Origin of the sequence: Flavobacterium psychrotolerans (genome assembly GCF_003097635.1) — a bacterium.
Lineage (GTDB): Bacteria > Bacteroidota > Bacteroidia > Flavobacteriales > Flavobacteriaceae > Flavobacterium > Flavobacterium psychrotolerans.
Genome location: NZ_QCZI01000016.1, coordinates 36,347 through 60,305, shown reverse-complemented (window position 1 = coordinate 60,305; position 23,959 = coordinate 36,347). Strand labels below are relative to the sequence as shown.

Below are 23,959 nucleotides of genomic sequence, written 5' to 3'. Positions count from 1 at the left end.
CGATACAAAAAGCACTTTTAGCGTTACTTTTATAAATAGTATAGTCATAGATTTGTTGAACCTTTAGGAAAGTAAATTAGGCATGAAAAATAGTAACATAACAAAGCATCATTATTTCTACTCTGTTGGATTAAGCTACCAAAAAGCTGACGCCGAGATTAGAGGCAAGTTTAGTTTGGATGCTTTGGCTAAAACACGTGTACTTGAACAAGCCAAAGAGGAAGGAATCGAAAGTTTAATCGTAACTTCCACTTGCAATCGAACCGAAATTTACGGTTTCGCGGAACATCCTTTTCAGTTAATCAAATTGATTTGCGAAAACAGTCAAGGCTCTGCGGAAGCTTTCCAAAAAGTGGGTTTCGTATATAAAAATCAGGAAGCAATCAATCATCTTTTTCGTGTAGGAACGGGTTTAGACAGTCAAATACTTGGTGACTTCGAAATCATTAGCCAGATAAAAAACAGTTTTGCGGAATCCCGATCTTTAGGATTGATCAATGCCTATTTGGATCGATTGATTAATGCGGTTATACAAGCCAGCAAAAAAATAAAAAACGAAACCGAAATTAGTTCGGGAGCAACATCCGTCTCCTTTGCATCTGTTCAATATATCATCAAAAATGTTGAAAACATTAGCAATAAAAACATTCTCCTTTTCGGAACCGGGAAAATCGGAAGAAATACCTGCGAAAACTTAGTGAAACATACTAAAAACGAACACATCACTTTAATCAATAGAACTAAAGGTAAAGCGGTGGAATTAGCCGGAAAGCTGAATTTAATTGTTAAAGATTACTCTGAACTGCATCTCGAATTGCAAAAAGCAGATGTAGTTGTGGTTGCTACAGGAGCGCAAAATCCGACAATCGACAAGGCGATTTTGAATTTGAAAAAACCAATGTTGATATTGGATTTATCCATTCCAAAAAATGTAAATGAAGATGTCAAACAATTGGCAGGAGTCACTTTAATCCATATGGATCATTTGTCGCAAATGACCGATGACACTTTGGAAAGAAGGAAACAACACATTCCTGCGGCCGAAGCGATTATTGAAGACATCAAATTAGAATTTAATATTTGGATGAATGGCAGAAAACACGCACCGACCATCCATGCACTGAAAGCAAAATTAACAGAGATTAAGGACGGCGAACTTAATTTTCAACGAAAAAAATTATCCGATTTTGATGAAGAACAGGCGGAATTAATCAGCAATAGAATCATACAAAAAATTACAAACCATTTTGTAAGTCATTTGAAAGATGAAAACACATCGATTGACGCAAGCATTGAGTTTATTGAAAAAGTATTTCAAATAGGGAAACATTTGCCTGAAAAAACGATTTCAGTTATCGAAGAGAAATACAAGATTACCTTATCATAACAAAATTTAATAATCTTAATGAACCTTAATATCTTAACGGTTTAAAAAAGAAATAGGTTTAATGGATTCAAACAAAACAATTCGAATTGGGACTCGCGACAGCGAATTAGCACTTTGGCAAGCCCACACCGTCCAAAAAAAATTAAACGATTTAGGCTATAAAACCGAAATTATTGCCGTAAAATCTCAAGGGGACATCATCTTAGACAAACCGCTTTACGAACTCGGAATCACAGGAATTTTTACGAAAACTTTGGACATTGCCATGATAAATGGCCAAGTGGATATTGCCGTGCATTCCATGAAAGATGTGCCAACGGCTTTGCCAATCGGGATTGTTCAGGCAGCGGTTCTCGAAAGAGCCAACACTTTGGATATTTTGGTTCACAAAGGAAATCTTGATTTTCTCGAAGGAAACGGCACCATCGCCACCGGAAGTTTGCGTCGTCAAGCGCAATGGCTGCACAAATACCCCAATCATATTGTGGTCGATTTGCGCGGAAACGTGAACACCCGAATGCAAAAGCTAAACGAAAGCGATTGGAACGGAGCTGTTTTTGCGGCTGCAGGACTAGAGCGCATCAACTTAAAACCAACCAATTTTATTGATTTGGACTGGATGATTCCTGCGCCAGCTCAAGGCGCAATGGTAGTTGTAGCCATGCAAAACGACGATTTCACCCTTGATGCAGTTTCTCAACTCAATGATGTTGAAACTGAAATTTGCACCTATATCGAAAGACAATTCCTGAAAACACTCGAAGGCGGCTGCACGGCACCAATTGGAGCTTTGGCTAAGTATTGTGAAATAGAGGATACTTTTATTTTTAAAGGCACTTTGTTATCTATTGATGGAAAACAAAAATTGGAAATTGAAAAAACGGTTGCCGTTGAAGAATGGAAAAATTTAGGTTTCCATTGCGCCAATGAAATTCTGGAAAATGGCGGTGCGGAGTTGATGAAAACAATTAAGGAAAGTTTGACGAAGTAATGCAAAATCCAATAAGCATCCTATCTACAAAAATACTTTTGAGCAATCAAAAGCAAGCCTTATTGGATGCTGGTTTTTTAGTAACGGAAGCTAATTTTATCAAAACCGAAAATTCGGATTTTGATTTAAAAGAAATAAACGACAATCTAATTTTCACTAGTCAAAATGCCGTTCAAAGTGTTTTGCCGCATCCAAAAATTGGAGAATTAAAATCGAAGAACGTTTTTTGCGTAGGTATGAAAACTAAGGCGTTATTAAACGAAAATGGTTTCAAAGTGACCGCTTACACGGGCTATGCATCCGATTTGGCAGAAATTATAACCCTGATTTATTCCAAAGAAAGTTATACTTTTTTCAGCGGGAATTTGCGTAGAGAAACATTGCCTGAAGCTTTGGCAGCAGCCAAAGTCAATTTCAATGAAATTCAAGTGTATGAAACTTCATTAACACCCCAAAAAATAAAAACACCAGTTGACGGAATCCTGTTTTTCAGTCCGTCAGGCGTGGAAAGTTTTTTGAAGGATAACAAAATAAAAGGCGAAATTTGCTTTTGCATTGGCAACACAACTGCAGAAGCTTTAGAAAAAACAACAAAAAATATAATAGTCGCAGATCAGCCTTCGGTTGAAGATGTGATTGAAGATTGTATAAACGAATTTAAATAAAAACTTTGTCTTTTGCGCCTTTGCGCATTTGTGGCAAAAAAATAAAAATTATGATCAAGAACGACCTATTTTTAAAAGCATTAAGAGGAGAAACGGTTGAACGTCCACCAGTTTGGATGATGCGTCAAGCTGGAAGATATTTGCCGGAATTCATTGCTTTGCGTGACAAATATGATTTTTTCACTCGCTGCGAAACACCAGAATTAGCCGCAGAAATTACCGTGCAACCTATTCGCAGAATTGCACCGGATGCGGCAATTTTGTTCTCGGATATTTTAGTAGTGCCAAGAGCGATGGGGATTCATGTGGAATTGAAAGACAATTTGGGGCCCATTATTCCAAATCCAATTCGCACGATGGAACAAGTAAACCAAGTTTTTGTTCCAAACATTCAAGAAACATTGGGTTACGTAATGGATGCCGTGAAATTGACCAAAGAAATGTTGAACGACGAAGTGCCATTGATTGGTTTCGCCGGTTCGCCTTGGACGATTTTCTGTTATGCTGTGGAAGGAAAAGGTTCTAAAAGCTTTGACACGGCCAAAGGATTCTGTTTCTCAAATCCAGTGGCGGCGCATACCTTATTGCAAAAAATTACCGACACCACAATATTGTATTTAAAAGAAAAGGTAAAAGCCGGTTGCGACGCCATTCAAATTTTCGATTCTTGGGGCGGAATGCTTTCGCCAGTGGATTATCAGGAATTCTCTTGGAAATACATCAACCAAATCGTAGAGGCTTTGGCAGACGAAACCCAAGTGATTGTTTTCGGAAAAGGATGCTGGTTCGCTTTAGGCGAAATGGGAAAAAGCAGAGCTTCAGCGCTTGGAGTAGATTGGACGTGTACGCCAAGAAATGCACGTTATTTATCAGGTGGAAACATCACGTTGCAGGGGAATTTCGATCCGTCAAGATTGCTTTCGCCAATTCCTGTCATCAAGAAAATGGTTCATGAGATGATTAACGAATTTGGAAAAGATAAATACATTGCCAATTTGGGTCATGGTATTTTGCCAAATATCCCCGTGGATCATGCGAAAGCGTTTATTGATGCGGTAAAAGAATACAAACAGTAAATTTAATTTCAAAATATGCTAAACAAGGGATTGAGAGACGAAGAAAGTATCCGGATTGACAATGTTTTAAAAACCTTGCTCTCCCTAGTTTTTGTTCCTAAAACAGAAATTCAAGAAACAGAAAGCACTATCGAGACTCAATTGGAAAAATTGGGTTTGACTATAGAAACGCTACTCAATTTCTCCCAAAAAGATTTACTGGAACATTTGTTAAGTTGCCATCTAGATTGGAATCATCTGGAGGAATTTGCTGATTTTTTGATTCAATTTTCAAAAAACAGCGATAACGGTCAAATCGATTTATCTCAAAAGGCGGTTGCCATTTATGAGTATATTCAGCAAGAAAGCAAAACCTTTTCTTTTGAAATTAACATTAAAATAGCTGCGGTAAAAGCCAGTTTACTATGAAATTTGGCAATCTACTTTCTGTATAAATTGTTATGGTCAATGTATTCCCAAACTTTTGAAGATAAAAGCGGTTGGACATTCTTTCCTTTTTTAATGTTTTCCCGAATAAAAGTCGAAGAAATTTCGACCACTGGAGCTTCAATTACGTGAATTTTAGGATGGTTTTTGAGTTCTAAATTCTCAACTTCGGATGAAATTCTAGGATAGACATAAATCTCGTGATTCTGCAAAATCACTTCGTAGTTTTTCCACTTTTGAAAAGTCCTTAAATTGTCTTCGCCCATAATCAGTGCAAATTCGTGTTTTGGGAATTTGTCTTGTAAATGCGCTAAAGTATTAACCGTATAATTGGGTTGTGTTAGTTTGAATTCGATATCCGAGGGTTTTATTTTTGCATAGTCTTCCGTAGCTAAAAAAACCAAATGCAAACGTTGGTAATCGTCAAGTAAGGTTTCTTTCTTTTTTAATGGATTGTGCGGTGTGACCACCATCCAAATTTGATCCAAATCAGAATATTCAGCCATGTGATTAGCAATGATCAAATGCCCAATATGAATGGGGTTGAATGTTCCGAAATAGAGACCGATTTTCATTTTTTAGGTGTTGTGTTTTAGGTTTCCGGTATTAGGTTTAGAATTTACTAGTACCCAATACTTGGAACCCAAAACCTATTTCACAAATTCTTTAACCAACTGATACGCATCCTCTTTTGCGGTATCCAAATCATAGTTTTTGATGATTTTGTCAAATTGGGGCGCAGTTGCCAATTCAACAGAGGCTTTTGCAATGCGCATATTAATTTTGTCCTCGCTTTCGGTGGAACGTTTTTTCAACCGGATTTTCAACTCGTCTATACTTGGCGGTTTCACAAAGACTGCCAAGGTCTCGTTCGGGAATTTAGATTTTATTCGCAACCCGCCAGCAACATCAATGTCAAAAATTACGTTTTTTCCTTTTGCCCAAATGCGCTCCACTTCGCTTTTTAAAGTCCCATAAAAATTGTCGCGATAAACTTCTTCCCACTCCAGAAAATCTTCGGCTTTGATGTGCTTTTTGAATTCTTCGGTAGACATAAAATAATAGTCTTTTCCGTTTACTTCTTCTCCTCTCGGTGGACGGGAAGCTGCAGAAATCGAAAATTCCAAATTCAAATCTTCCTTGCCCAATAAATGCCTAACGATTGTTGTTTTCCCTGAACCTGATGGTGCTGAAAACACGATTAATTTCCCTTTTTTCATTTTAAAGTCATTGCGAGGCACGAAGCAATCTCATTCCCCTTATTTTTTTATTTTTTTAGTCACGAATGGGTCAAATTTAAACGAATTAATTAGTCGAATATATGATATTCGCCGTGAAATTTTACAACACGTTTAGCACTTGTTCCTTGATTTTTTCCAATTCGTCTTTCATCATCACGACCAATTTTTGCATTTGTGCATGATTGGATTTTGACCCCATCGTATTAATTTCCCTTCCCATTTCTTGAGTGATAAAACCTAGTTTTCTGCCATTGGCCTCAGTTCCATTAATTGTTTCCAAGAAATAATCCAGATGATTGTTCAAACGTACTTTTTCTTCGGTAATGTCCAGTTTTTCCAAATAATAGATCAATTCCTGTTCAAAACGATTTTCGTCTACGTTGACTCTTAGTTCTGAAATAGCGGTTTGAAGTCGGTCTTTTATAGCTTGGACACGCTCTGGATCTAAAGCTAAAGCTTGTTCCATATAGGATCGTATGTTTCCGATTCGCAATTGAAATTCTTTTTCTAAAGATGCACCTTCGTCTTTTCTGAAATTCAGAATATTTGCTAAACTTTCCTCAATCACGGTCTGAATCTGAATCCAGTCGTTTCCATCAATTTCTTCGCGTTCGGTTTTTAAAGCATCAGGCATTCTTATTGCCATTTTCATCAATTCGGTTTCATCAGTGTCAGCATGGACTTCCCTTAATTGATTGATGTAGGCTTTCACTATTGGCACATTTACCTTAGTGGAAGTTTGTTCGGCGGTGCTTTCTATAAAAATGGAGAAATCAATTTTACCCCGTTCTAAGGACAATGCGATTTGGTTGCGCAAACCCAATTCCATTTCTCGGTAAACCGAAGGCATTCGAACATTTAAATCTAACCCTTTACTGTTTAAAGATTTCGCTTCTACCGTTATTTTTTTTGTTGATAATTGCAAAGTTGCTTTGCCAAAACCAGTCATTGATTGTATCATATTGTTTTCTAAAAGAGTTCAAAGATAAGGAAAAAGTTTGCAGTGGCTGGCTGCAAATGCAATGAAAAAACCACTACAAAACTTTCATTACTTGGAGTATGTTTTGCTGACTGTTGCCAATATAAATTTTATCATTAATGATAAAAACCGGACGGCTTAAAAAAGTATAATGCTCCAGAATATAGTTCTTGAAATCTTCCTCAGTCAGGGCTTTGTTCTTTAAGTCCATCGATTTGTAGAGTTGTGCTTTTTTGCTAAAAAGGGCTTCGTAGCTACCGGAAAGATTATACATTTCTTCCAATTCTTCGAGAGAAATAGGATTTTGCTTGATATCCCTATAGACTAAATTCGCATCCTTTGGCAACGATTTAATGATTTTTCGACAAGTATCGCATGATGCGAGATAATATATTTTATTCATTGGGACAAATTGGATTTCTGTTTGCAAAGAAAATTCATTTGTTACGGAAAATCACTATTTTTATAAAAAAATAACCATCATGAATCAAACACTCGAAATCACCAAAACAAGTAGAAAAATACTATCGCAATTTTTAGAAAATTATACCCTTGAACAACTTAACAAAATTCCTGAAGGTTATAGTAATAACATTATTTGGAACATAGGTCACATTGTGGTTGTTCAGCAAATGTTAGTTTATAAGTTATCGGGTCTGCCCATGATGATTTCGGATGAAATGGTGGAGAAATACAGAAAAGGAACTAAGCCTGAACAGGATGCGACCCAATTTGATGTGAACGAAATTAAATCATTGCTTTTTGAAACTGTAAACCAAACGGAGTTGGATTATAACAATAAAGTATTCAAAAACTATAGTGAATATCCCACATCAACGGGTTTTGTATTAAAAACGGCCGTGGATGCCCTGTCTTTTAATTACTTTCACGAGGCGTTGCATATTGGGATATTGATGAGTATCAGGAAGTTTATATAATTTATTTTACCAAAAGATACTGGTCGATTTCTCCATAGGGCAACTCTATTTCAATTGGGCCTTTTACATATGAAGCTACCTCATATTGGTTATAATGAAGAGTTATTCCTTTTTTAGTAAATAAAACATTTTTGGACAAAACAAAAATGTTTTTATCCAGAAAATATCCAGCATCAGTAAAAGAGCTATTTTCTGGTATTTTTTGTTGAATTCTAAATTTAGTTTCAGCAATTGACACTATTTTATTTATATCCGAAAACACTTTGTTTATTGGCAGAAGCTTACCCGTCTTTGCATCAAACAGCAAGGATTTTAAGGCGCTATATCCGTGTGCACCACCCGTGAAGAGATAAGAATCAACCACTACATTCAATATTCTATTGGATTGATATCCTACTTTTACTTTTGCAGTAGCTTCCCAAGAAGGGATTTTGTCCTGTTGTAAATCGTTTTTTATTTCAGTGAAAATGGATACAAATGAATTCGTTAAATCAACATAATTTTTCACCTCTTTCGGTTTTTCACCAGTATACACACTATTCCTTACAGCATTAAAAATGGCATTGTTTATACTGTCCGAAACGTTATTTTTTTGTGTTGCCTCTAAAACGGTTAAATTGATATTGGCGCAATTGTAGTCATTTTTACAATCTTTAGCAGATGATTTATTGTAATTTTGGGTTTCAAATTCAGTTTTCTTGGTACAACTCACAAAAAACAGTGATAAGAAAAAGATAGAATATATTGCTCTCATAGTACTAAGAATTATATTTTATAGTAAAGGTAGTTTAAGATTAAACAATAACTTTACGAAAATTTTTAATTTTATGAAATAAGTAAAATAGATTTCGACGCAACAATGAATTTAAGCCTGTGAAAAGAAGTTTGGCGTTGTAATAGAAGAGAATAAATCCATAATCGTTTAAAAAAACAAATAGTAACTACACATGAAATCGCCATTAACAACAAGTTTGTGCAAGCAAACACCTATGAGTTAAAGGCGATACCATATTTGACCGCTGAAAAATAAAATTTACACATATGAAATTTAACACCAAAACCATACACGGAGGGCAACATCATGATCCCAGCACTGGAGCAGTAATGCCGCCAATATATCAAACATCCACATTTGTTCAGACAAGTCCTGGACATCCCGTGGGCGATTATGAATACAGCCGAGCCTCTAACCCAACGCGAACGGCTCTGGAAAATGCCTTGGCAAGTATAGAAAACGGAACCCGCGCCTTGGCTTTTTCATCAGGATTAGCAGCTACGGATTGCATTTTACGTTCTCTAAAGGCAGAAGATGAAGTTATTGCTATGGATGATTTATATGGTGGGACGTACCGAATGTTTACGCGAATATATAAGGATTCGGGAATAAAATTCCATTTTGTGGATATGAATGACGTAGTGAAATTCAAGTCGTTAATAAACGAAAAAACAAAATTAGTATGGATAGAAACGCCTACCAATCCTTTGATGAAATTGGCCGATATTCAAGAAATTGCTAAAATCACTGTAGCAAACAAGATTCTTTTCGCGGTTGACAATACGTTTGCAACACCGTATTTGCAAAAGCCATTAGATTTAGGAGCTGATATTGTAATGCACTCTGCCACGAAATATCTCGGAGGGCATTCGGATGTAATTGCTGGTGCATTGATTGTAAAAGATGAGGCATTAGGTGAGCAATTGCATTTTCAACAATTTGCTACTGGAGCCACCCTGGGACCAATGGATAGCTTTTTGATTTTAAGAGGGATTAAAACATTACATTTAAGGATGGAAAGACATTGTGAGAATGGCAAAAAAATAGCCGTTTTTTTGAATGAGCATCCCAAAATAAAAGTGGTCTATTATCCAGGATTGCCAAGCCATCCGTTTCATGAAATTGCAAAAAAACAAATGACGGATTTTGGCGGAATGGTTTCTTTTACTTTTGCTTCCGGAAAGAAGGAAGATGCAATACGATTTCTTGAAAATCTAAAGGTCTTCACTTTAGCAGAATCTTTGGGAGGTGTTGAATCTTTAGCCAATCACCCGGCATTAATGACTCATGCCTCAATTCCTGAAGACAAAAGAGTGGCAATTGGGATTAGCGATGATTTGGTTCGGCTAAGTATTGGAATAGAAGATATTGATGATTTAATTGATGATTTACAGCAAGCATTATCTTGAAACTATTTCCTTTAAAAAAAAATCTCAAATCTAATTTTAGACTTGAGATTTTTTTTAAATATTTTTTTTCTGCTATTGTAAATAATAGATATACCCTACATTAATCCAAACCAACCAATCATTTGCTTTGTTTTCTTTATAAATGGCCGGATTAGGATTTAAACCATCTACCCAGTTTGAAAAATAATATTGCACCCTTGCGTCTAGCATCAAATCGGATAGCGGGGCTAATTTGTAACGGACTCCAGTACTAGAGACAATTGACCAAACCGTGCCGCCGTCATTTTGGGTTGCGTTATAATATTTAATAGGAGTTGTCGCTGGAGTATTTAATTTTCCTAAAGTAGAATATGCCGTTGGATCATAAAAACTAAATTGCCCCCCAAGGCTTACAAATGGAGCTAAAGAACCAACTGTTGCCGTGAATTCTCTTATGCTGAATGGGTAAAATTCTAACTGCATACCTATATTTGTTACAGCCGTGCTACCTTTCATTCCCCTTAATTGCTCGTTAAAAAGTTTCTTTCTGTCCGCATCAACCCATTCGCCAAAGTGTTTTAATTCGGTTTTATTATAAGAAAGCTCGCTTCTTAATTTGAAATGGTCATTAAAATAGGTTTCAGGAGTATAACAGTTACAATCAGCTTTATAAGAAAAATTCAAATAATGAATGATACCAATTCCATATCCTGAATTACCTGTATTTGTAGAAAAGTCATGTCTCTCCCCATAGTCGGACTGGAAAGCAACTGGCCCAGCAATAACACCGATTTCGTGAGAAAAACCATATTGCGCAAGAGTTCTACTTGAAAAACCAAATAAAATAAGGAAAATGAAGATAATTTGCTTTGGCATTTGTACTTAGATTAAGTCAATTGATGGCAAATATATAAAAACATCATTCACAATTAAAAAAATAAAAAATAAAAATAAAAAATTAGTAAATAAATTCTCTTTTTCTAATTAAAACTACAACGTTTTCGTTATAAACAATATTGGATATGCAGAATTTATTAAAATAGGTTAACGAAAAAATAATTCTACGGATAAATTAAAAAAAAACACTTCAATATTTTTATAAAATGTATATTTGCAAGACTGACGAAAACGTTTTCTTAAAGGGATTTTTATTCTTTTAAGAAATTTTACTATTAATTTTATCTGTATAATTTATTTCAAAATGGAACATAAAATAAACCAATTTATGACTCTAGTGGAGTCAAAAAATCCAAATGAGCCTGAGTTCATCCAAGCGGTTAGGGAATTTGCGGAAACCGTTATCCCTTTTATTGCGACTCAAAAAAAATATGACGGTAAGAATTTGCTTCTCAGAATTGCTGAACCTGAAAGATCTATAATATTTAGAGTGCCATGGGTAGATGATAAAGGAGAAATTCAAGTTAACAGAGGGTTTAGGATTCAGATGAATTCAGCGATTGGGCCATACAAAGGAGGAATTAGATTTCATCATTCCGTTAATTTATCAGTGCTTAAATTTCTTGCATTTGAGCAAGTATTCAAGAATAGCCTAACAACTCTTCCAATGGGAGGCGGAAAAGGAGGTTCTGATTTTGACCCTCAAGGTAAAACAGATGGAGAAGTCATGCGTTTTTGTCAATCTTTTATGACGGAATTATGTAGACATATTGGGCCTGATATAGATGTTCCAGCCGGAGATATTGGCGTCGGCGCCAGAGAAATTGGGTATCTATTTGGTCAATACAAAAGGATTAGGAATGAATTTACAGGTGTTTTAACCGGAAAAGGAATTGCCTACGGAGGTTCGTTGATACGACCAGAGGCAACAGGATATGGAGTAGTTTATTTCACCGAGCAAATGTTAAGAACCATTGGCCAAGAAATTAAAGGAAAAACAGTTGCCATTTCTGGATTTGGTAACGTAGCTTGGGGTGTAGCCTTAAAAATAAATGAATTGGGAGGGAAACTTTTAACGATTTCTGGTCCCGATGGCTACATATATGATGCGGAAGGAATTTCTGGAGATAAAATTGAATTTATGCTCGAAATGAGAGCAAGTGGGGACAATAGAGTTGAAATGTATTTAGAGAAATATCCAAATGCCGTTTTTCATAAGGGAAAAAGTGTTTGGGAAGTTAAAGTAGATATCGCTATTCCATGTGCTACACAAAATGAATTAAATGAAGATGATGCTAAAAAACTAATTGCAAACGGGGTAATTTGTGTTACCGAAGCGGCAAATATGCCTTGCACGTTAGATGCAATTAAACAATTTTTGAGTAGTAAAGTGCTTTATGCTCCAGGAAAGGCAGCTAATGCAGGAGGTGTTGCTGCCTCTGGATTAGAGATGACGCAAAATTCTATCCGTTTAAACTGGACTAGTGAAGAGGTTGATGCAAGATTAAAAGATATTATGTTGGGGATTCATCACCAATGTAAGAAATACGGAATAGAAAGCGATGGCTATGTGAACTACGTAAAAGGAGCAAATATAGCGGGGTTTGTAAAAGTGGCCGATGCCATGCTTGCACAAGGTGTTGTATAATTAAATTGCTGTTTTAAATTAAAAATGCCTCTATTTGAGGCATTTTTTTATTAGAGGTATATTAAAAATAGAATATTTTCGTTTTTTGTTATATTTGTCTCTCAATTGTATAAATCAAAATGAAAAAATATAGCTTCGCATTTCTTCTCTTATTCGTCCTTCAAATGGGTTTTTCACAAAACAAAACTTTGTGGAAAGGTTATTTTTCTTACAATGAAATAAAAGATGTTTCTCAATCTACAGATAAACTTTTTGCTGCTTCAGAGAATGCCTTGTTTTCTAAAAATGTACAATCAGGAGAAATAAAGACCACCAACACAGTTGATGGACTTTCCGGGCAAACAATCAGTTCGCTTTACCACAGCCCCAATTTTAAAAAAACGATGGTAGGTTATGAAAACGGTTTAATGATAATTATAAACGAAGTGGATGGAAGCATGCTCAATGTGGTTGACATCATCAACAAAGCATTGCCTTCAAACATGAAAAAAATCAACCATTTTATGGAATATAATGGCATAGTTTATATTTCCTGTGATTTTGGAATTGTGCAATATAATTTAGCGACATTGCAATTTGGAGACACTTATTTTATAGGAGATGGTGGTACACAAATTAGTGTAACACAAACAGCTGTTTTTAATGGTAAAATTTATGCCTCAACACTTTTTAATGGCATTCGAAATGCAAGTATTAGCAATCCCAATCTAAATGATTTCAAGGAATGGACTACTGTGGCGAATTTTGGCTGGTCGGGAGTAGAGGCTTTTGGTGCCGACCTTATGGCAATAACCACTTCCGGAAATTTACAAAAATTACAAGGAAACTCATTTGTAAATGTGACAACGCTTTCTGAAAACGCGTTGGATATTAGGAATTGCGGAGCCTATTTGGTTGTAACTACTAAACATCATGTATTGATTTTTAATGCCACTTTGAGTCAGATAGCAGATGTCAATAGCAATCAGATTCTTGGAATTGAACCTCAATTTTCTTGTGCTACGGTTATCGCTGAGACGGTGTTTATAGGAACCTCTGATGATGGTATTATTAGCCATAAGATTGGCGAATCTAGTTTTGAAAATAGTACTCCCGATGGACCTTTAAGAAATGATATTTTTGCTATTAGCTCTACAACCAAAAATTTATGGGCCGTTTACGGAGGCTACGATCAGGATTATAACCCTTATGGTTTTTATTCGGGGCCCACTAAATTTGGAGTTAGTAAATTCGGAAATAAAGGATGGTTAAACATTCCATATAAAGATCTTTTAGAGGCAAGATCTTTGTCTCGAATTACAATAAACCCGAACAATGAAAATCAAGTTTTTGTAAGTTCGTATTATTCGGGCTTGTTAAAGTTTGAGAATGATCAATTATCTATATTATACAATGTTTCAAATACAGGCTCAGAAGGGTTACAATCCGTTGCAGGGCAAGTTCCAGATGACATAAGGGTTAACGGTACCGTGTTTGACAAATCAGGAAATTTATGGGTTACTTCTAGTTTGGTGAAAAAAGGGCTAAAAGTTTTGAAAACTAACGGAGAGTGGAAATCTTATGCCATGGAAAGTATCAAGCCTTCAGGAACATTCTTCTTTGGAAGGTTAATAATAGATAAAAACGGAACAAAATGGATGACGACATTAAAAGATGGAATCATTGGTTTTAATGAAAATTACAACAATCTGTTTAAAACGATAAAAAACGGATCGGATTCAGGAAATCTTCCTATCGAGGACGCAAAAGTGGCAGCTATTGACGCTAGAAATCAAATGTGGATTGGAACCAGAAAAGGATTGCGTGTTTTGTCTAGCGTAGATAGTTTTCTTTCTTCAAATCAGTTAACGACCTCGCCGATAATCATTCTCGAAGAAAATTTGGCACAGGAATTATTATACGAACAATCCATTATCGATATTGTAGTAGATGGTGCAAATAACAAATGGATTGGTACTGCCGATTCGGGAGTTTTTCTCGTTTCTCCAAATGGACAGCAAACCATTTATCATTTTACAGTAAATAATTCCCCTTTGCCCAGTAATACTATAAACGATATTGATATCAACGGAACTACAGGCGAAGTTTTTATAGCAACCACAAGAGGGATGGTGTCTTTCAAAGGGACTTCAACCGATCCAAATGAAAATCTTGAAAATGTTTATGTATATCCTAATCCTGTTCGTCCAGAATATGTGGGAACAGTAAAAATCAGCGGATTAATTGACAATGCCAATATTAAAATTACAGATATCGAAGGTAATTTGGTTTATGAAACCATTTCCGAAGGAGGGACTTTTGAATGGGATACCACTGCATTTGGCAAATATAAGGTGGCTTCTGGAGTGTATATGATTTTTATTTCGGCACAAGACGGAATTGAAACCAAAGTCAAAAAAGTAATGATTATTCGATAGGTTCTAGGTATTGGGTTTTTAGAAGATTCAGAACCAAGACCTAAAAAACAAAACCCAAGACCTAAAATGTTAGTCAAAACCAAAGCAATCGTAATTTCATCCTTAAAATACCAAGAGAAAAGCCTGATTGTAAAATGTTTTACGCAATCCGACGGCTTGAAATCCTATTTCGTCCGGGATGCCTTTTCCTCCAGAAAATCCAATCAAAAAATCGCCTATTTTCAACCGTTAACCATTCTCGAAATCGAAGCGGTACACAAAAACAAAGGCACTCTGGAAAATTTCAAGGAAATAAAAATCGTCACACCATTCCATTCTATACATTCGAATGTTTTCAAAAGCACCATCGTGATGTTTGTTTCCGAAATTTTGCACCATTCCATCCACGAAGAGGAAAAAAACGAATCCCTGTTTGTTTTTTTGGAAACCGCGTTGCATTGGCTGGACAATCATGATGAAATAGCCAATTTTCATCTGATTTTGTTATTGGAAACCACAAAATATCTCGGCTTTTACCCTGATATTTCAAATTCAGATTTGCCTTTTTTCGAAATGACCGAAGGGGTTTTTACCCCATTCCAAGCCATTAGTTCCCTGTCTGAACACGAAACCAATTTATTCAAAAGGCTAATTGATTTAAAATTCGGCAACGACCAAAAAGCTTTTCATGTTATCGAAAGGCAATTGGTACTGAAAATTTTAATCGATTACTATAGTTTCCATCTTGACGGTTTCAAAAGACCAAAATCATTAGACGTTTTAAAAGAAGTTTTCTCTTGAGAAATTCAGCCACGAATTCGCAAAGCCACAAAGATTAAATTTTAATTTTATATGTGTAAATTTTATTTTTCGGAGGTCACATATGGTATCGCATTTTACTCATAGGTGTTTGCTTGCGCAAACTTGTTGCTAATGGCGATTTCATCACAAAATTTATAATCTAGTGTATTCTCCTGTTACTTTGTGTCTTCGTGCCTTTGTGGCAAACAAAAACTCACAACTCATAACTCATAACTCATAACTATTTATTACTTTCGCACCTCGATTTAGATTAGTATAAAATGAGCACAAAATTTACTGAATACAAAGGACTTGACTTGCCAAAAACAGCATCAGAAGTTCTCGATTTTTGGAAGAAAGAAAACATCTTTGAGAAAAGCATAACCACTCGTGAAGGCAACCCTCCATTCGTATTTTTTGAAGGGCCACCATCCGCAAACGGACTGCCGGGAATTCATCACGTGATGGCACGTGCCATTAAAGATATTTTTTGCCGATATAAAACCCAAAAAGGATTTCAAGTAAAGCGTAAAGCGGGTTGGGACACCCACGGTTTACCAGTAGAATTAGGCACCGAAAAGGAATTGGGCATCACTAAAGAAGATATTGGAAAAACCATTTCCATCGAAGAATACAATGAAGCCTGCAAGAAAACCGTCATGCGTTACACTGATGTGTGGAACGATTTGACCGAAAAAATGGGCTACTGGGTAGATATGGAAGATCCGTATGTGACTTACAAATCCAAGTATATGGAAACCGTTTGGTGGATTTTGAAACAAATCTACAACAAGGATTTGATGTACAAAGGCTACACCATTCAGCCTTATTCTCCAAAAGCGGGAACAGGATTGTCTTCACACGAAGTGAACCAACCGGGAAGTTACCGTGATGTTACGGATACGACCGTTGTGGCGCAGTTCAAAGCATTAAACGAAACTTTACCTTCATTTTTTCAGGGATTTGGAGATATTCATATTTTGGCTTGGACAACGACACCTTGGACTTTGCCATCGAATACAGCATTGACAGTTGGTCCAAAAATCGATTATGTTTTAGTTGAAACTTTCAATCAATACACGTTCCGACCTGTTAAAGTAATTTTGGCTAAAAACTTGGTTGGAAAACAATTCGGAAAAGGATTTTTCCCAAGTACCGAAGCTTCCGATTTTGAAAATTTCAAAGAAGGTGATAAGAAAATCCCATACCAAATCCTGACCGAATGCAAAGGTGCTGATTTAGTTGGAATTCGTTACGAACAATTGATGCAATTGGCTTTGCCGTACCAAAATCCGGAAAATGCTTTCCGCGTAATTTCAGGAGATTTTGTGACTACCGAAGATGGAACAGGAATTGTACACACCGCACCAACATTTGGAGCTGATGATGCCAAAGTGGCCAAAGAAGCTACTCCCGAAGTTCCGCCAATGTTAGTTTTGGACGAACACGGAACACCAGTTCCATTAGTAAATCTGCAAGGAAAATTCATAAATGGGTTAGGAAGTTATTCCGGAAAATACGTTAAAAACGAATATTATACGGATAATAACGCTCCAGAACGTTCTGCCGATGTAGAAATTGCTATTCAGTTAAAAGAAGAAAATAAAGCTTTCAAAGTAGAGAAATACGTGCACAGTTACCCACATTGCTGGAGAACTGATACACCAATTTTATACTATCCGCTGGATTCGTGGTTTATCAAAATCACGGAAGTCAGAGATAGAATGTTCGATTTGAACGAAACCATCAACTGGAAACCCAAAGCAACCGGTGAAGGACGTTTCGGGAATTGGTTGAAAAATGCCAACGACTGGAACTTGTCCCGCTCTCGTTTTTGGGGAATCCCATTACCAATTTGGAGAAACGAAGAAGGAACAGAAGAAATCTTGATTGGTTCGGTTGAAGAATTATACAACGAAATCGAGAAATCTATTGCAGCAGGTTTCCAGGCAGAAAATCCTTTCAAAGGTTTCGAAATTGGAAATATGTCCGAAGCAAATTATGATTTGATTGACTTGCACAAAAATGTAGTTGATGAAATCACTTTGGTTTCTGCTTCCGGAAAATCAATGAAACGCGAATCTGATTTGATTGACGTTTGGTTTGATTCGGGTTCAATGCCGTATGCACAATGGCATTATCCTTTTGAAAATAAAGATAAAATAGATGGAAACAAAGATTTTCCTGCTGATTTCATTGCTGAAGGTGTAGATCAAACCCGTGGTTGGTTTTATACTTTGCACGCCATCGCCACTTTGGTTTTCGATAAAGTAGCGTATAAAAATGTAGTTTCAAACGGTTTGGTTTTAGACAAAAACGGACAAAAAATGTCTAAACGTCTAGGAAATGCAGCCGATCCATTTGAAACATTAAAGGAATACGGTCCCGATGCCACACGCTGGTACATGATTTCCAACGCGAATCCTTGGGACAACCTGAAGTTTGATTTGGAAGGGATTGCCGAAGTGCGTCGAAAATTCTTCGGTACGTTATACAACACCTATTCGTTCTTTAGTTTGTATGCCAACATCGACCAGTTTAAATATGCCGAAGCGGAGATTCCGTTAAACGAAAGACCGGAAATCGACCAGTGGATTATATCCGAATTGAATACCCTAATTGCAGCCGTTGATAGCTATTACGCCGATTACGAGCCAACAAAAGCAGCGCGTGCCATTTCTGATTTCGTGCAGGAAAACTTGAGTAACTGGTACGTTCGTTTGTGCCGTCGTCGCTTCTGGAAAGGCGAATACGCACAGGATAAAATTGCAGCCTATCAAACTTTATATACCTGTTTGCTAACTATTAGTAAATTAGGTGCACCAATCGCTCCTTTCTTTATGGACAAACTTTATAGCGATTTGACACAAGCGACCCAGTCAGAAAAATACGATAGCGTGCATTTGGCGGAGTTTCCAAAACACGTTGAAAACTTTGTTAATAAATCGTTAGAGAGCAAAATGCAGAAAGCGCAGACCATTTCATCTTTAGTTTTATCACTTCGAAAAAAAGAAATGATAAAGGTGCGTCAACCGTTGCAAAAGGTAATGATTCCAGTACTTGACGAGAAGCAACGGGCTGAAATTGAGGCTGTTTCCGACCTGATAAAAGCAGAGGTAAACGTAAAAGAAATCGTGCTTTTGGACGACGCATCGGGGATTTTGGTAAAGCAAATCAAGCCGAATTTTAAAGCGCTTGGGCCACGTTTCGGAAAAGATATGGGGTTGATATCCAAAGAAATACAAAATTTTTCTAAGGAACAAATCAATCAATTAGATAAAGAAGGGAGTTTAAGTATTGTTATTGCAGGAAATAATGTAATTTTAACTTTAGAAGATGTAGAAATAACGTCTCAAGATATTGAGGGGTGGTTGGTCGCCAATTCAAACGGAATTACAGTTGCACTTGACATTACGATTTCCGAAGAATTAAAAGAAGAAGGAATAGCGAGAGAGCTTGTGAACAGAATCCAGAATCTCAGAAAAGATTCAGGGTTTGAAGTTACCGATAAGATAAAAGTACATTTGCAAAAAAATGAAGCTTTGGAAAAAGCAGTTAAGGTTAATGAAGCCTATATTAAATCGGAAACTTTGACTGAAATTATTGTCTTTGAGGAAAATATAAGCAATGGAACGGAAATAGAATTCGACGAAATAAAAACAAGAATAATAATTACAAAATAATTTAGAATATGGTAGATGAAGTAGCAAGATACTCTGATGCAGATTTAGCGGAGTTCAAAGAGCTTATCCTTAAAAAAATAAATAAAGCGCAATCAGATTTAGATTTGATAAAAAGTGCTTACATGAATGACTTAAATAACGGAACGGATGACACTTCACCCACATTCAAAGCCTTTGAAGAAGGAAGCGAAACGATGTCAAAAGAGGCCAACTCCCAATTGGCTATTCGTCAGGAAAAGTTCATTCGGGATTTAAAGAATGCATTGTTCCGTGTAGAAAATAAAACCTACGGCGTTTGCAAAGTAACAGGAAAATTAATAGGCAAAGAACGATTGATGATTGTTCCTCACGCCACTATGAGTATAGAAGCCAAAAATTTGCAACGATAATCACTTTAGTGTATAATAATTAACGCTCCATCTGGAGCGTTTTTTTTGGAAAATAGTAGTATTTTTGCGCCATTAAAAAACACAAAATGTCATTAAGAAAAGCATATCTCCTAATTTTCATCATATTAATTATAGATCAAGTTTCTAAAATTTTTATCAAAACCCATTTTGTACTTGGGGAAGAACTAAATGTGTTTAGTTGGTTCAAAATCCTTTTTATTGAAAACGAAGGGATGGCTTGGGGAACGGAAATTCCGGGAACTTATGGGAAATTATTTTTAACCATTTTTAGATTAATCGCCGTTTCGGCAATCGGATATTGGTTATGGGATTCTGTACAAAAAAAGGCTTCTAATTATTTACTGGTTGCCATTGCTTTGATTTTTGCCGGAGCACTTGGAAACATCATAGATTCTGTTTTTTACGGAATCATTTTTGACGACAGTCACAACCATCTGGCAACGTTGTTTTCTGACAATCCATACGGAAAAGTGTTTCACGGAAAAGTGGTGGACATGTTGTATTTTCCTATTTTAGAAGGAAATTTCCCGAGTTGGTTGCCTTTTTGGGGCGGAAACGATTTCAAATTCTTCAATGCCATTTTCAACATCGCTGATTTGGCGATATCTACCGGTGTCGGGATTTTGATCGTTTTTAATAAAAAGGCGTTTCATAAGGATTCAGAAACCCCATTCGGAGTCACGCAATAATCCAGCTTCACATCATTTTCATAAACATCAGTAATTAAATTCTCCGCTTCAAAAAAGGAGAGCCCAATTTTAATGGTTTCCGGTTTGCATCCCGACAGGAACTTGTCATAAAAGCCCTTGCCGTAACCTACCCGATTGCCTGTTTTGTCGAAAGCCAGAAGAGGTACAAAAACCACCTCCATTTTATCCGCAGGAACTTCTAAGCCATTTACCGGTTCCGGGATGTTGTATTCGTTTTTCTTGATTTTGGTGTTGTCCGTCAATAGGAAATGGGTCATGTTCCGGGTCGTGAAATCAGATTTCGAAACGACGATTTCCTTATCTTTTCCAGATAATAAGTGCAGGATAAATTCGGTATTGACTTCCTTTTGTTCCGCTATTGGCAGGAATATATGAAAATAGGTTTTATTCCAAATGGGTAGTTTCAATACGTTATTGGCAATGGCCAGACTTCTTTCTTCTATGTCTTTTTCTGTAAGGGTGTTGCGTAAGGCTTTATACTTTGCTCGCAATTCTTTTTTTAGCATGGAGAGTGACTTTTAAATCCTCTATAAAAGTACTCAAATGATCGACTTCTACATGATCCATCATTACAATTTTATACCATTGATTGCTGTTGTCGTGTTTTTGAGGAACCAAATCGAATTTTTCCACTAATGCTTTGGTGATGAATTCCGCTTGAACCGTAACAATATTCATAAAAGGTTCCCTAAAATAGCTCACGTTCAACTCATCCAGCTGATCGCACAACCACTGGGTTCTCATTTGTAAAACGCGTATTTTTTCGCACCATCCAAAAGGGCCATACGTGAACAAAATCATCCAAATGGCAACTGCATTTGTACCTGATCTGCTTCCGCAAAGCGTTAAATCCATCCCTTCAACATATTCGGCTTCTTTGGTCAGTACGTTTTCAATGAGGTCTTTCCTGCAAATAAACACGCCGGTGCCATAAGGAGCTTGTAGCATTTTGTGCGCATCGATTGTTATGGAACTGATTTTCGGGTTTTCAAAATTAATGACTGAATTCTTGTTGCTAAACGGATAGACAAATCCGCCATAGGCTCCGTCAATGTGAAGTTTATAGGCCAATTGGTGTTTTTCCAGAATTTGGGTGTAGGAATCGGGATTGTCTATTGCGCCAAACATGGTGGTTCCCATGTTTGAAACCACAATAAAATATTTTTTTCCTTGCTCTTTAGCCCTAACAATACTATTTTCTAAAGCGGTAGGAATGATGACCCGGGTATGAAAATTGACAGGTATTTTTAACCAATCAAGCATCAGTAAATTGGCCGCTTTGGGAATGGAATAATGGGTATCTTCAGAAGAAATGATGACAATTTCCTCGGGTTTTGCCTGTTGTTTGTGTATAAAAAGATTGCGATACATCCAAATGGCCTGTATGTTTGCTTCGGTTCCACCTGGGGCAATGTAGCCATCGAATGAATTCGGTTTTGCTTTAAGGACATCCACCGCAAGTACATTCAGCACTTCGCGTTCCATTTCTTGGGTGCCTCTGAAAGCTTTTTCGGATGTGCCTAGGGTATGGCAGCCTATATGATTGGGATTGGCAACGTAGGTTTGCAAAAGAGGAGAGTCTTTTAAAAATGGGGCGTCGCTATTGAATACTTTTCCGTCTAATTTTGATGCCGGATAGCCCAATGAAGTGTCATAGGCAAAATTTACATTTTCATTTAGCGCTTTATGAATGCGCTCTTGTCTTTCCGCTTGCGATAATTTTTTCCAAAACAGCATGTTCGTCAATTTCTTTCAAAATTACTTAAAAAATTACGATAAACACGATAAAGGATTTAGTTTTCTGCCATATTCGAAATGTGGTAAATAGCATCGCCCTCATAAACTATTGGCGAATGGTTGGCATTTATGACGTAGCCGTCGTTTGGGGCCTTTACTTTTCGTTCAAATTTGCCAAAAGGATCAGTAATGATGCCCAAGACAGTTCCTTTTTTTACGAATGCCCCTATGGAATTGTAGTCTTGAAATAACCCCGAACATTTCGCCCGAATCCATCCTGATTTTTCAATATAAATGGTAGCTTTTTTTTGTTTATCCGGGATTTGTTTGGGATCCAGCATTCCTAAGTGTGATAATAAACGTTTCACGCCTTTCACGCCTTCTTCGGCAATAGCGGTATTGATGTCTAGGGATTTTCCTCCTTCAAAAAGCAACATTTTTACGTTCAATTTTTCTGCAGCATTCCGAAAAGAACCGGTGATATTTTTAGAATACAAAGTGAATGGCGCATTAAATACATCGGCCAATATTTTCAAATCGGCATTATTGGGACTCAGCCGAATTTGGGGTGCATTGAATCGGCTGGCACCCCCTGCATGGAAATCGACGGCATATTCTACAATGGGCATAATTTCCGTAAGAATATGAAAGGCAAATCTGCTGGCCAACGACCCGGTTTTATTTCCCGGAAAAACCCGGTTTAAATCCCTTCCGTCAGGGAATTCCCTGGATTTGTTGACAAAACCATACATGTTAATTATAGGAATGCAAATGATGGTTCCTATTTTTGGCCTGTTTATTTTTTTGCTGATGAGTTGCCGCACAATTTCGACCCCATTAATTTCATCGCCATGAATGCCTGCAGAGAAAAGCACGACGGGCCCCTCTATTTTAGATCGGCGCACGATAATTGGGATATTGAGTTTGGTCGTGGTATGTAATCTTGCAATTTCTAAGTTAATCGTTTTGCTTTCGCCAGGAAAAATGCTTTCGCCAAAAATCACAATTGGTTTTAAATTTTTCATAGCCGATTATTATAAATTGCTTTTTTTAGTTTTTCCTGTTTTCGGAAAAAACACTTTCATTTGGTCGATTTTTGTTTCATACCCTGCCTGATTGGTAAACCGGTTTTTATATTTCGCATATTGGTAATCCCGGAGCGCATCGGTATGATTGTCATGATCCCTGAGGATTTTAATGTTCAACAAGAGTTGTTCAATACTTTTGGTTTGGGACAGCATTTGCGAGGCCTGAATGCGGTCGGCATAATCCAATTCAAACTCCTGCCAATCCACTTCTGGCGATTGCAAATCGGGTTGACTCCTGTGATAATCCATTGCCTTGTCAATGAGCAGGGTATTTTTTGCGCCAACTTTGCCATATTTACTCCGTTCTGCGGCGGTAAGATTTTCTGCCAATCCCAGTAATGTGGTATTGATAAGGTTCAAAGCCTGATTGACGGCATGGATTTCTTCTTCCGTAAAGTGAATTTTTCCTAAATTATCTATTGGCATCTCCTATAATTATTTAAAATTGATGATAAATATATAAAAAATGTGAATAGATTGATACTAATCATTAAAATTTTAATAATTAGTATTTAAAAATTATTAAAAATTGATAATTAATTAAATGTAGTTATTTATTTTTAAATAAATTATATTTAAATATTAATAATAAATATTAAAAAATTAATGAAATTTATTAATTTATAATTGAATTTTATTAAAATTTTGAGTTTGATATTGAATTGGTGACTCCATTTTTAAGGTTAACCAATAGTTTGGCAGACCATTTTGGTTTTAGAAAAA

Annotated in this window: 23 protein-coding genes; 13 read left to right on the top strand and 10 right to left on the bottom strand. The window is 36.5% G+C overall.

Annotated features, from left to right (window positions below; all coding sequences use genetic code 11):
* The first annotated feature begins 82 nt into the window (after positions 1-82).
* From hemA to DB895_RS11875, 5 genes are all read left to right on the top strand, one after another.
* Positions 83-1,387 carry a glutamyl-tRNA reductase gene (gene hemA / locus DB895_RS11895; RefSeq protein WP_116725590.1) on the top strand — a complete coding sequence of 435 codons (1,305 nt, stop codon included), beginning with the start codon at positions 83-85 and terminating at the stop codon, positions 1,385-1,387.
* Between the two features lie 61 nt (positions 1,388-1,448).
* The gene (gene hemC / locus DB895_RS11890) at positions 1,449-2,378 is read left to right on the top strand and encodes a hydroxymethylbilane synthase (protein WP_116725589.1); all 930 of its coding nucleotides are present in this window, start codon (positions 1,449-1,451) and stop codon (positions 2,376-2,378) included.
* The gene (locus DB895_RS11885; RefSeq protein ID WP_116725588.1) at positions 2,378-3,043 is read left to right on the top strand and encodes a uroporphyrinogen-III synthase; all 666 of its coding nucleotides are present in this window, start codon (positions 2,378-2,380) and stop codon (positions 3,041-3,043) included. Before hemC ends, DB895_RS11885 begins: the two co-directional genes overlap by 1 nt.
* 50 nt (positions 3,044-3,093) lie before the next feature.
* Positions 3,094-4,119 (top strand): uroporphyrinogen decarboxylase, encoded by a 1,026-nt coding sequence (gene hemE / locus DB895_RS11880; RefSeq protein WP_116725587.1) that lies wholly within the window; start codon positions 3,094-3,096, stop codon positions 4,117-4,119.
* A gap of 15 nt (positions 4,120-4,134) precedes the next feature.
* Positions 4,135-4,527, top strand: coding sequence for a hypothetical protein (locus DB895_RS11875; protein ID WP_116725586.1), 393 nt, complete (start codon positions 4,135-4,137; stop codon positions 4,525-4,527).
* A gap of 11 nt (positions 4,528-4,538) precedes the next feature.
* Here DB895_RS11875 and nadD read toward each other — a convergent pair whose 3' ends face one another.
* From nadD to DB895_RS11855, 4 genes are all read right to left on the bottom strand, one after another.
* On the bottom strand, positions 4,539-5,120 hold the full coding sequence (nadD, locus tag DB895_RS11870; protein WP_116725585.1) for a nicotinate (nicotinamide) nucleotide adenylyltransferase: 582 nt from the start codon (positions 5,118-5,120) through the stop codon (positions 4,539-4,541).
* A gap of 75 nt (positions 5,121-5,195) precedes the next feature.
* Entirely contained in the window at positions 5,196-5,765 is a 570-nt protein-coding gene (gene gmk / locus DB895_RS11865) for a guanylate kinase (protein ID WP_116725584.1), read from the bottom strand.
* A gap of 121 nt (positions 5,766-5,886) precedes the next feature.
* On the bottom strand, positions 5,887-6,747 hold the full coding sequence (locus DB895_RS11860; protein WP_116725583.1) for a YicC/YloC family endoribonuclease: 861 nt from the start codon (positions 6,745-6,747) through the stop codon (positions 5,887-5,889).
* A gap of 73 nt (positions 6,748-6,820) precedes the next feature.
* Complete coding sequence (locus DB895_RS11855) at positions 6,821-7,168, bottom strand: arsenate reductase family protein (protein ID WP_116725582.1); 348 nt, start codon at positions 7,166-7,168, stop codon at positions 6,821-6,823.
* Between the two features lie 79 nt (positions 7,169-7,247).
* Here DB895_RS11855 and DB895_RS11850 point away from each other — a divergent pair, with 79 nt between their 5' ends.
* Positions 7,248-7,703, top strand: a complete 456-nt coding sequence (locus tag DB895_RS11850; RefSeq protein ID WP_116725581.1) for a DinB family protein — start codon at positions 7,248-7,250, stop codon at positions 7,701-7,703.
* Between the two features lies 1 nt (position 7,704).
* Here the strand turns inward: DB895_RS11850 and DB895_RS11845 are convergent, their stop codons facing one another.
* Entirely contained in the window at positions 7,705-8,457 is a 753-nt protein-coding gene (locus DB895_RS11845; protein WP_116725580.1) for a DUF3298 and DUF4163 domain-containing protein, read from the bottom strand.
* A gap of 287 nt (positions 8,458-8,744) precedes the next feature.
* Between DB895_RS11845 and DB895_RS11840 the strand changes: the two genes are divergently transcribed.
* Positions 8,745-9,887: a cystathionine gamma-synthase gene (locus DB895_RS11840; RefSeq protein ID WP_116725579.1), complete on the top strand. Its 1,143-nt coding sequence runs from the start codon at positions 8,745-8,747 to the stop codon at positions 9,885-9,887.
* A gap of 72 nt (positions 9,888-9,959) precedes the next feature.
* Here the strand turns inward: DB895_RS11840 and DB895_RS11835 are convergent, their stop codons facing one another.
* Complete coding sequence (locus DB895_RS11835) at positions 9,960-10,742, bottom strand: THC0290_0291 family protein (RefSeq protein WP_116725578.1); 783 nt, start codon at positions 10,740-10,742, stop codon at positions 9,960-9,962.
* A gap of 325 nt (positions 10,743-11,067) precedes the next feature.
* Here DB895_RS11835 and gdhA point away from each other — a divergent pair, with 325 nt between their 5' ends.
* The 6 genes from gdhA (at position 11,068) to DB895_RS11805 (ending at position 20,390) form a co-directional block, all read left to right on the top strand.
* A complete protein-coding gene (gene gdhA, locus DB895_RS11830; protein ID WP_116725577.1) occupies positions 11,068-12,411 on the top strand; it encodes an NADP-specific glutamate dehydrogenase in 1,344 nt (447 codons plus the stop codon).
* Between the two features lie 119 nt (positions 12,412-12,530).
* Entirely contained in the window at positions 12,531-14,828 is a 2,298-nt protein-coding gene (porZ, locus tag DB895_RS11825; RefSeq protein ID WP_116725576.1) for a type IX secretion system anionic LPS delivery protein PorZ, read from the top strand.
* Positions 14,829-14,894: 66 nt separating this feature from the next.
* Positions 14,895-15,608: a DNA repair protein RecO gene (recO, locus tag DB895_RS11820; protein WP_116725575.1), complete on the top strand. Its 714-nt coding sequence runs from the start codon at positions 14,895-14,897 to the stop codon at positions 15,606-15,608.
* Between the two features lie 281 nt (positions 15,609-15,889).
* Entirely contained in the window at positions 15,890-19,291 is a 3,402-nt protein-coding gene (gene ileS / locus DB895_RS11815) for an isoleucine--tRNA ligase (protein ID WP_116725574.1), read from the top strand.
* Positions 19,292-19,299: 8 nt separating this feature from the next.
* Positions 19,300-19,680 (top strand): TraR/DksA family transcriptional regulator, encoded by a 381-nt coding sequence (locus DB895_RS11810; RefSeq protein WP_116725573.1) that lies wholly within the window; start codon positions 19,300-19,302, stop codon positions 19,678-19,680.
* Between the two features lie 86 nt (positions 19,681-19,766).
* Positions 19,767-20,390, top strand: a complete 624-nt coding sequence (locus tag DB895_RS11805; RefSeq protein WP_116725572.1) for a lipoprotein signal peptidase — start codon at positions 19,767-19,769, stop codon at positions 20,388-20,390.
* Here the strand turns inward: DB895_RS11805 and DB895_RS11800 are convergent.
* Genes DB895_RS11800 through DB895_RS11785 form a run of 4 tightly spaced genes read right to left on the bottom strand, consistent with a single transcriptional unit; the run spans position 20,351 to position 23,662 of the window.
* Positions 20,351-20,917, bottom strand: a complete 567-nt coding sequence (locus tag DB895_RS11800; protein WP_116725571.1) for a 5-formyltetrahydrofolate cyclo-ligase — start codon at positions 20,915-20,917, stop codon at positions 20,351-20,353. The two genes, DB895_RS11805 and DB895_RS11800, sit on opposite strands and share 40 nt — an antisense overlap.
* The gene (locus DB895_RS11795) at positions 20,886-22,148 is read right to left on the bottom strand and encodes a pyridoxal phosphate-dependent decarboxylase family protein (RefSeq protein ID WP_116725570.1); all 1,263 of its coding nucleotides are present in this window, start codon (positions 22,146-22,148) and stop codon (positions 20,886-20,888) included. Before DB895_RS11795 ends, DB895_RS11800 begins: the two co-directional genes overlap by 32 nt.
* 56 nt (positions 22,149-22,204) lie before the next feature.
* A complete protein-coding gene (locus DB895_RS11790) occupies positions 22,205-23,173 on the bottom strand; it encodes a succinylglutamate desuccinylase/aspartoacylase family protein (RefSeq protein WP_116725569.1) in 969 nt (322 codons plus the stop codon).
* 9 nt (positions 23,174-23,182) lie between these two features.
* Positions 23,183-23,662 carry a hypothetical protein gene (locus DB895_RS11785; RefSeq protein WP_116725568.1) on the bottom strand — a complete coding sequence of 160 codons (480 nt, stop codon included), beginning with the start codon at positions 23,660-23,662 and terminating at the stop codon, positions 23,183-23,185.
* Positions 23,663-23,959 lie beyond the last annotated feature (297 nt).

What these genes read in the sequence shown, in the direction of transcription:
- hemA (WP_116725590.1), top strand. Translation starts at nt 83, where the DNA reads ATGAAAAATAGTAACATAACAAAGCATCATTATTTCTACTCTGTTGGA.
- hemC (WP_116725589.1), top strand. Translation starts at nt 1,449, where the DNA reads ATGGATTCAAACAAAACAATTCGAATTGGGACTCGCGACAGCGAATTA.
- DB895_RS11885 (WP_116725588.1), top strand. Translation starts at nt 2,378, where the DNA reads ATGCAAAATCCAATAAGCATCCTATCTACAAAAATACTTTTGAGCAAT.
- hemE (WP_116725587.1), top strand. Translation starts at nt 3,094, where the DNA reads ATGATCAAGAACGACCTATTTTTAAAAGCATTAAGAGGAGAAACGGTT.
- DB895_RS11875 (WP_116725586.1), top strand. Translation starts at nt 4,135, where the DNA reads ATGCTAAACAAGGGATTGAGAGACGAAGAAAGTATCCGGATTGACAAT.
- nadD (WP_116725585.1), bottom strand. Translation starts at nt 5,120, where the DNA reads ATGAAAATCGGTCTCTATTTCGGAACATTCAACCCCATTCATATTGGG.
- gmk (WP_116725584.1), bottom strand. Translation starts at nt 5,765, where the DNA reads ATGAAAAAAGGGAAATTAATCGTGTTTTCAGCACCATCAGGTTCAGGG.
- DB895_RS11860 (WP_116725583.1), bottom strand. Translation starts at nt 6,747, where the DNA reads ATGATACAATCAATGACTGGTTTTGGCAAAGCAACTTTGCAATTATCA.
- DB895_RS11855 (WP_116725582.1), bottom strand. Translation starts at nt 7,168, where the DNA reads ATGAATAAAATATATTATCTCGCATCATGCGATACTTGTCGAAAAATC.
- DB895_RS11850 (WP_116725581.1), top strand. Translation starts at nt 7,248, where the DNA reads ATGAATCAAACACTCGAAATCACCAAAACAAGTAGAAAAATACTATCG.
- DB895_RS11845 (WP_116725580.1), bottom strand. Translation starts at nt 8,457, where the DNA reads ATGAGAGCAATATATTCTATCTTTTTCTTATCACTGTTTTTTGTGAGT.
- DB895_RS11840 (WP_116725579.1), top strand. Translation starts at nt 8,745, where the DNA reads ATGAAATTTAACACCAAAACCATACACGGAGGGCAACATCATGATCCC.
- DB895_RS11835 (WP_116725578.1), bottom strand. Translation starts at nt 10,742, where the DNA reads ATGCCAAAGCAAATTATCTTCATTTTCCTTATTTTATTTGGTTTTTCA.
- gdhA (WP_116725577.1), top strand. Translation starts at nt 11,068, where the DNA reads ATGGAACATAAAATAAACCAATTTATGACTCTAGTGGAGTCAAAAAAT.
- porZ (WP_116725576.1), top strand. Translation starts at nt 12,531, where the DNA reads ATGAAAAAATATAGCTTCGCATTTCTTCTCTTATTCGTCCTTCAAATG.
- recO (WP_116725575.1), top strand. Translation starts at nt 14,895, where the DNA reads ATGTTAGTCAAAACCAAAGCAATCGTAATTTCATCCTTAAAATACCAA.
- ileS (WP_116725574.1), top strand. Translation starts at nt 15,890, where the DNA reads ATGAGCACAAAATTTACTGAATACAAAGGACTTGACTTGCCAAAAACA.
- DB895_RS11810 (WP_116725573.1), top strand. Translation starts at nt 19,300, where the DNA reads ATGGTAGATGAAGTAGCAAGATACTCTGATGCAGATTTAGCGGAGTTC.
- DB895_RS11805 (WP_116725572.1), top strand. Translation starts at nt 19,767, where the DNA reads ATGTCATTAAGAAAAGCATATCTCCTAATTTTCATCATATTAATTATA.
- DB895_RS11800 (WP_116725571.1), bottom strand. Translation starts at nt 20,917, where the DNA reads ATGCTAAAAAAAGAATTGCGAGCAAAGTATAAAGCCTTACGCAACACC.
- DB895_RS11795 (WP_116725570.1), bottom strand. Translation starts at nt 22,148, where the DNA reads ATGCTGTTTTGGAAAAAATTATCGCAAGCGGAAAGACAAGAGCGCATT.
- DB895_RS11790 (WP_116725569.1), bottom strand. Translation starts at nt 23,173, where the DNA reads ATGAAAAATTTAAAACCAATTGTGATTTTTGGCGAAAGCATTTTTCCT.
- DB895_RS11785 (WP_116725568.1), bottom strand. Translation starts at nt 23,662, where the DNA reads ATGCCAATAGATAATTTAGGAAAAATTCACTTTACGGAAGAAGAAATC.